Source organism: Nonomuraea sp. NPDC002799, assembly GCF_053592075.1.
Window position 1 is genome coordinate 1 of the sequence record NZ_JBSFVA010000120.1, and the last position, 2,596, is coordinate 2,596.

Below are 2,596 nucleotides of genomic sequence, written 5' to 3' on the forward strand. Positions count from 1 at the left end.
TCCTGGCCAACATGAGCCACGAGCTGCGCACCCCGCTCAACTCGCTGCTCATCCTGGCCCAGCTCCTGGCCCAGAACCACACCCGCAACCTGACGGCCAAGCAGGTGGAGTACGCCGGGATCATCCACTCGGCGGGCTCGGATCTGCTGCAGCTCATCAACGACATCCTCGACCTGTCCAAGGTCGAGGCGGGCAAGATGGACATCAACCCCGAATGGGTGCAGCTACGGCGGCTGCTGGACTACGTCGAGGCCACGTTCCGGCCGATGACCAGCCAGAAGAGCCTGGACTTCCGCATCGCCACCGCCCCGGGTGTGCCGGCCGAGCTGCTCACCGACGACTCGCGGCTGCGACAGGTGCTGCGCAACCTGGTGTCGAACGCGGTCAAGTTCACCGAGTCGGGCAGCATCGAGCTGCGCATCGAACCGGCCGCACCGGCCGAGCTGCCCGCCTCCGTGCGCCCGCACGGCCCGGCCATCGCGCTGCGGGTGGTCGACACCGGCGTGGGCATCGCGGAGCAGCAACTGGAGGTCATCTTCGGCGCGTTCCAGCAGGCCGACGGCACCACGAGCCGCAAGTACGGCGGCACCGGGCTGGGCCTGTCGATCTGCCGCGAGATCGCCTACCTGCTGGGCGGGGCCATCGCGGTGCAGAGCATGCCGGGGCAGGGCAGCGTGTTCACGCTGTACCTGCCGGTGGCGCGGCCGGGGTTCGACGTCGTGCCGTCGGAGGGCGGCGAGGTCGCGCCGCTGTCGGTGCGGGCGCCGGTGGCCGCGCGGCGGCTGCTGGTGATCGAGGAGCGGCGGCACGGGCTGCTCTCGCTGGTGGCCGACAGCGTCGTGGGCGACGTGGCGAGCGCGCGCGATCTCGGCGGCTCCATCGAGGTCGTCACGGCGGCCGGGGCCGAGGAGGCGAACCGGCTGCTGGCCGGCCAGTCGTGCCACTGTGTGGTGCTCGATCTCGACATGCCTGACATGTCGGCGTACGGGCTGCTGGAGGTCATGGACGGCGATCCGGCCCTGCACGGGGTGCCCGTGCTGGCGTACAACAACTGGCGCTCGCGCCCGCAGCAGGAGGTGCGGCTGGCCAACCAGCCGCTGGAGCTGCTGTCGAGCCTCGACGAGTTGCGCGAGCGCATCGCGCTGCACCTGACCGCCGACCAGCCGGGCGACGTGCTGCCCCTGGTCAGGGCCGAGAGCGTGGGCGCCACGGCCGGCCGGGAGATCGACAACACCCTCGCCGGGCGTACCGTGCTGGTGGTGGACGACGACGCCCGCAACCTGTACGCGCTCACCAGCATGCTGGAGATCCACGGCATCCAGGTGCTGCACGCCGAGAACGGCCGCAAGGGCATCGACACCCTGACCGCCCATGAGGAGACCGACCTGATCCTCATGGACGTGATGATGCCCGAGATGGACGGCTACACGGCGACCGAGACCATCAGGGCGATGCCGCAGTACGCTGATCTGCCGATCATCGCGGTCACGGCCAAGGCGATGCCCGGCGACCAGGAGAAGAGCCTGGCCGCCGGCGCCAGCGACTACGTGACCAAGCCGGTGGACGCCGACCATCTCATCGAACGCATCCAGCACTGGCTGACCCTGACCTGACGACCTCGCGAGGAGCGGCATGCACACTCCTTCAGACCCCACGGAGCTGACCAGGCTGGCGGCCACCGTCGAGCGGTTGCGGCGCGAGGTCGCCGACGCGCGCCGCGCCGCCGACGACCGCGCCCTGGTCGAGCTGGCCAAGGGCGTCCTGGTCGAGCGGCTGCGCTGCGGCCCCGTACAGGCGGCCGAGCAGCTCGCCACGCTCGCCGGCAAGGCCGGCGTCTCACGGCTCGAACTGGCCGCCGACGTCGTCAACCAGGTCGCGCGCGACCGCATCAGCGAGGCCGCCGAGGAGGAGCCGGACCTGTCGGTGCACCTGCGCGCCGCCGAGAGCGCCGCCCTCGGCGCGAGCGACACCCAGGCCGTGGCCCGCTCGGTGCTGGAGCACGCGCTCGGCCCGCTCGGCGCGACCGCGGTGGCGGTGTGGGCGGCCGGTCCCGGCACCTGCCTCACCCTGGCCGGATACGCCGGGTTCGGGGAGGAGGAGGCCAGGCGGTGGCGGCACGTCCCGCCGGGCGTGGTCACTCCGGCGGGCCAGGCGCTCGCCGAACGCCGCACGATCTGGCACACCGACCCGGGCCTGCCGTCGATCGGCAGCCGGGCGGCCGGTGGCGGTCGGGTCACCACGCCCATGGTCGTGGCCGGGCGGCTGCTGGGCGCGCTGGAGATCTGCTGGCCGCACGTGCTGCCGCCGCAACCACGCCGGATCGAGCGGCAGATCGAGGCGCTGGCCGAGCTCTGCGCGCACACGCTGGACGCGCCGTTCGCGCCGCTCGGCGCCGCCGTCCCGGCGGTGTCGGAGCTGACCGACCTGGCCGACGCGCTGCCCGACCCCGCCGTGGTGCTGCGGGCGCACCTGGACGCCGACGGCGAGCCGGCCGACTTCCGCGTCCAGCACGTCAACGGGCGGCTCGCCGATCCGGTCCCGTTCATGGCGGGCGGGCTGCTGCTGGAGGCGTACCCGCTGGCGGCGGGCGGGCTGT

The 2,596-nt window shown here is 72.8% G+C and carries 2 protein-coding genes; both read left to right on the forward strand.

The annotated features are described in order from the left end of the window. Nucleotides 1–1,613, forward strand: a 1,613-nt coding sequence (locus tag ACWD0F_RS51930) for a response regulator (protein ID WP_449890540.1), incomplete at its 5' end; no start/stop codon positions are given. Between the two features lie 19 nt (nucleotides 1,614–1,632). Next, a partial coding sequence (locus ACWD0F_RS51935) for a GAF and ANTAR domain-containing protein (protein WP_449890542.1) occupies nucleotides 1,633–2,596 on the forward strand: 964 nt, incomplete at its 3' end.